At 32.8% G+C, this 5,112-nt stretch carries 7 protein-coding genes; all 7 read right to left on the reverse strand.

Annotation, left to right across the window (positions count from 1 at the left end; translation table 11 throughout):
• Positions 1-246: transposase (locus tag CBF27_RS13800; RefSeq protein WP_211334676.1), on the reverse strand; the 246-nt coding region annotated here is incomplete at its 3' end.
• A gap of 76 nt (positions 247-322) precedes the next feature.
• Complete coding sequence (locus CBF27_RS14220; RefSeq protein ID WP_170175128.1) at positions 323-742, reverse strand: hypothetical protein; 420 nt, start codon at positions 740-742, stop codon at positions 323-325.
• Positions 743-987: 245 nt separating this feature from the next.
• Positions 988-1,545, reverse strand: a complete 558-nt coding sequence (gene lepB / locus CBF27_RS13810; RefSeq protein WP_126815282.1) for a signal peptidase I — start codon at positions 1,543-1,545, stop codon at positions 988-990.
• 275 nt (positions 1,546-1,820) lie between these two features.
• Positions 1,821-2,057: a signal peptidase I gene (gene lepB / locus CBF27_RS14650; protein ID WP_126815288.1), complete on the reverse strand. Its 237-nt coding sequence runs from the start codon at positions 2,055-2,057 to the stop codon at positions 1,821-1,823.
• Between the two features lie 331 nt (positions 2,058-2,388).
• Positions 2,389-3,477 carry a HAMP domain-containing sensor histidine kinase gene (locus tag CBF27_RS13825; protein ID WP_126815284.1) on the reverse strand — a complete coding sequence of 363 codons (1,089 nt, stop codon included), beginning with the start codon at positions 3,475-3,477 and terminating at the stop codon, positions 2,389-2,391.
• A complete protein-coding gene (locus tag CBF27_RS13830) occupies positions 3,474-4,178 on the reverse strand; it encodes a response regulator transcription factor (protein WP_126815286.1) in 705 nt (234 codons plus the stop codon). Before CBF27_RS13830 ends, CBF27_RS13825 begins: the two co-directional genes overlap by 4 nt.
• 31 nt (positions 4,179-4,209) lie before the next feature.
• Entirely contained in the window at positions 4,210-4,965 is a 756-nt protein-coding gene (locus CBF27_RS13835; RefSeq protein WP_126815287.1) for an ABC transporter permease subunit, read from the reverse strand.
• Positions 4,966-5,112 lie beyond the last annotated feature (147 nt).

The following is a 5,112-nucleotide window of genomic DNA, read 5'->3' on the forward strand; positions in this document are numbered from 1 at the left end:
TCTAGGTACTTTTAATTCAAGTGTTCCGACACGGGTCGTAAACTCTCGCTCATAGTAGCCATTTCGTTGGCTTTGACGTTTTTCTGATCGTTCGTAGTCCTCAGCTTGAATGTATTCCGTTCGTTGGTTTTCCATTAACTGGTTGAATACGGTGGTCAAAATGTTTTTAGACACCTCATCTTTTACTGAATGGTCAATCATTCTTTGAACCTCTTCGCTTTTCAGTGTAAAATGTACTTGGGTCATGTAAAGTCCTCCTAGGTATGTTTTTGTGGTTAAAAACATTGTACCGTAAAAGGGCTGTTACATGGCCTTTTATCTTTTACACAATTATATGGACTTTATCAATAACTTCGCTTATTTTTTCATTGCTATATTTTTCTTTCTCAAAATATTTTAATTTAATTATTTCTGCATATATTTTTCCTTTATCAGGATACAGATCTAACTGTTTCAAAGTTATATCCATTATTTTTAAAAACAGATCAAAATCAATTTCACTAAACCCCTTATTTTTTATACAACTGTTATCTCCTTCTTGGTTAATATCTATCCAATTAAGGGTATTTTTTAGTCTGTCTAAATCAATTTGTTGGAAGTATTCTACTATAGAATTTAATGTGCTAGAAGTGCAAAAATCTATTTTTCGATATACACTTAATATTTTTTCTATCTGATATTTAGATTTGGTTTTGTTTTCAATAGTAAAGTCTGTGACTAAATATCTATTCTTTAAGTTCACCTTTTCTCCTCCATTTAACTTTTTATTTATATAAGTTTAATATATTTATAAAGAGTTTTCATGATCTTGTGTTTTTATCTAGTTTTCAGTCTTTATTATATGTTTTAAGAACAATCTTTTATATTTTCGGATCTAAATAACCATCAATAATGCTTTATCATATATTGTGTTAGATTATACATTAACATGATTAATTTCTTCAATTATCCAATAAATTCTTGTCTATTCATCTCTTACCTCACTAATTATATTTTTCCCATTTTATCAAATGGAAAAAGTCTCACTCTGGCTCTACCACAAATTAAATCCCTATCCACAGGTCCGTATGCTCTGGAGTCATATGACTTGCCCAGATTTCTGTTATCTCCTACTATGAAGTATTCGTCCGCTGTAAGTTCCCAATGATTTCCCACAGTGGCCATTGTCCAACTGTCTTCCGCTTCATACTCCTCTTGGAGCAATTCACCGTTTATATAAAATTTACCCTCATTTAAATCTATTTCATCTCCCGGCAGTCCAATTACTCTCTTTACTACCAACCTGTCAAAGACTCCCCAAGTTTTTCCACCACTAGGATCTTTCACCACCACAATATCCTCACGATCAGGATTTCCAAAAACCAATGATAAGTTATTCGTGATTATGAAATCTCCACTGTGAAGTGTGTCTTCCATGGAGGCACCTTTTACTATGTGGGTGCTAAATACGTATTTTCTAATTAATATTGCAATGACAAGTGCAAGTACTATAAACATAATATTCTTTATTAAATCTCCACTCTTCTCTTTTTTATCTTCTTTCAATTGTTCTCAATCCTTTCAAATCTATCGTCAAATAAAAAACACCTCCAAGCGGTAACCCCCTTGATTGCACTCTCTTTAATTGACCCAAAGCTCCTTGAGTCATTTGACTCTCCCAGTGTACTATTTGTACCTGCCACAAAGAATTACTCCTCTTTTAACTCCCAGTGCTTACCCACGGTGTTTAAAGTAAATATGTCATCAGGCAAGTACTCTTCTTGCAGTTTTTCACCATTTATATAGAATTTACCTTCATATAAGTCCACCACATCTTCTGGCTATCCTATGACCCTCTTCATGTAGTCGCCACCTTCAGCCACGGGAGAAGCAAATACCACAATGTCACCTCTTGCAGTTTCTATGAAGAAAAGGACTACTTTATTGGAGATGAGTTTATCTCCATTGTGTAGATTCGGCATCATTGAAATACCCTCAACTATCGTAGAATTAAGTATAAACGCCTTTAACAACAAGGCGATTATCAACGCACTGAGCAGTGTTCCAACCCAACTTATGAATTCACTCTTTTTGTTTTTTTCTTATTTTTTTCTTCACATTCATAGTCTTCATAATCTTCGTACATATCTACACCAACCTTGATATAATCATCATTAATTGTATCATTAATGCATATAATTCCCCCAGCTTAATCATTATTAAATATCTCTGCTATGTAATGTATTCCATATTATTCATCCTCTTCGTAAATAAATACCTCTTCTAATATTTTATTAAAAAATCTAGCAATTTTAAATGCAAGTATTAGTTATGCACTTTACTGACCTCGTTCTACTTAATTTATTGTTTGACTAGATACATCAATTTAATTAGCGAGTTATTCTTGCATTAGATTATTAATTTTCTCAAATTTGCAATTCCTTTATCTTTCTGCAAATCTAATGGTATAGTAAATTTAAAAATTGTTCCATTAACATTTGGCAGAGATTCAACCCAAATTTGTCCACCTTGATTTTCTATTATCTTTCTGCAAATAGGAAGACCTAATCCTGCTCCACCTAACTGGCTTGCACGAAATTTTTCTATCCTATAAAAATTATCGAAGATATGAGCTTGATCTTCTACTAGGATACCTCTTCCATCATCTTTAAGACAAATTTCCAAAAATTTCTCCTGAACTTCTGATGTTATTTGAATTTCATTATTGGCGTAGCGTTTTGCATTGGATATTAGATTGTCAAAAACATGAATTAAGCCTTCATAATCTGTACGAACTTTTACATTAGGGAATGGACGATCAACCATAAATTCAATATTTTCTTCCATGAATTCAAGAGAATAGGTAGAAAGAATATCATCTAATAATTCGCCTGAATCATAAACCATCAAATTGTCTTTATTTTGTTTTAAATCCACCTGAGAATAAAGAAATAATTGGTCTATTAGACTATCTAACCTATTAGTTTTATCCTTTATAACCGACAAGTAGCGTTTAAAACGCTCCTCATCATGGACCACACCATCTTCTAATCCTTCCACATATCCTTTAATAGATGAAATTGGAGTCCTTAAGTCGTGGGAAATACTGGCGATCATTTCTTTTTTAGATTTTTCTAATTCATCCCGTCTGTCAACAGCCTCTTTCAATTGAACCTGCATGGCATTAAAGGTTTCACACAATTCACCTATTTCATCATCTTGGTCATAATCGACAAAAGAATTGTAATTTCCCTGCATAACTTGGTTTGCTGCCATATTTAAATCTTGAACAGGTTTCAATACATATTTTTTGACAATATAAAATAAATAGGCTGATGAAGCATAAATCGGTAGGAATAAAAGAATTCCTGGTAATATTACTTTTAATAAATCAAACCTATCTTTTATAGGAGTGCCTACTAAAAGAATAATTATAAGAGGGATAATAAAAAGCAATTTCAAAGGAAATATCAGCCTTTTTTCAATACCTTTTCTCATAGCTCCTCTCCTTCAAATTTATATCCTACACCCCAGATGGTTTGTATATAATCTTTTTCTTCTCCAACTACTTTAGTTAACTTTTCACGAATTTTCTTTACATGAATGGTAACTGTATTTAAGTCCCCATATTCATTGAAGCCCCATACACCATCATATATTTGCTGGCGAGTTAAAACCTTTTGGTTATGACGAGCCAAGAAAAGAAGAAGTTCAAATTCCTTTGTTGTAAAATCAATTTGTTGCCCCTTTAAAGAAACTATATATGCAGATGGATCTATCGATAAGTCCCTAAATTCTATTTCATTCTTAAATTCTGATGAAATAGAGAATTGATACGAGCGTCTAAGTTGGGATTTAACTCTTGCAACAACTTCTTTAGGACTAAATGGTTTTACCACATAATCATCTGCACCAAATCCAAGACCCAATATCTTATCTACTTCCCTACCTTTAGCACTTAACATAATAATGGGAAGTGTTGATTTTTTACGTATTTCAAGACAAACTCCTATACCGTCCATTCCTGGAAGCATAATATCTAAAATGGCAATATCTGGCTTAAAAATCTTAAAAAGTTTTAAAGCTTCTTCCCCATCTCCACAGGTTTTCACCCTATAATTTTCTTCCTCAAGATAATCCTTAAGTAGTTCTCTTATTTCTATTTCATCATCTACTACAAGCACTTTTACTTGTGACATGAGATACCTCCTAAACATATTTTTACCAGCCTTATATCACATCCTTTTTTGAAAAATAAATCATAGATAGTGAATAAAAGACAAGAACATATAGAATAGATATGACAATTTTGGGCATAATGGCTCTTAGCCCTAAGTCTGTCATAATCATTGATGGCAAGATATTCATAAAACTTCCAACAAAATATTCTTTTAAAATTTTGATATCGGTCGCTAAATTTGTTAATAAAACAAGGGCAACTCCTATACCTATAGTAACTGTTGTGTTCTCCAAAACAAAGGCAAAAAAGAGAATAATCATAGAAAAACCAAATACAGAAAGAAAAAATCCTAAGCTTGCTAAAAGAGTAGTGCTAAAACCATGGAAACCTTGTAAGCTTTGCCCTTTAACAATCAAAGGACTTCCCTGAACTAAGATATTGTCTCCCCAAGGAAAAACCAAGTTTCCTATGATATAAGATATTAAAACTGTAAATCCAATAAGAATAGCAATAATAAATACCAAACCAACAAGCTTAGCTGTAACCAACTGATAACGATGAATAGGATGAACGAGAGCAGTCTTAAAAATTCCTTGACGATATTCCTCACAAACCATATCCGCTAATAATACAGTAATAATAATCGCAATAAAGAAAGAACTTCCACTTAAAATTTGTAAGGGAAAAGACTGGCCGTTCATAGCAAGGACTTCTTGGTCTACATTAACTTTTATTTGAAAAATACTAATCAAAAGATTTGCTAAAATAAAGCCTAATGATTGGTATGGCAACCCCTTTTTTGACAAAATTTATAAGGTGTCGTTCCTTTTATCATGTTATCCGATTGCCCTTGACAGCGAGCCTCCCCGTCTGTGAGTTTTCACGATCAGCTTCCCAGCTTTAAAAAGTCAGGATCGTTTCCGTGACGGTATCACAGACGGGCTCACTATCAA

It is taken from the genome of Vagococcus acidifermentans (assembly GCF_003987655.1).
In the GTDB taxonomy this organism is placed as follows: domain Bacteria; phylum Bacillota; class Bacilli; order Lactobacillales; family Vagococcaceae; genus Vagococcus_B; species Vagococcus_B acidifermentans.

Coding starts and splice junctions, on each gene's coding strand:
- CBF27_RS13825 (WP_126815284.1), bottom strand. CDS start 3,477: ATGAGAAAAGGTATTGAAAAAAGGCTGATATTTCCTTTGAAATTGCTT.
- CBF27_RS13830 (WP_126815286.1), bottom strand. CDS start 4,178: ATGTCACAAGTAAAAGTGCTTGTAGTAGATGATGAAATAGAAATAAGA.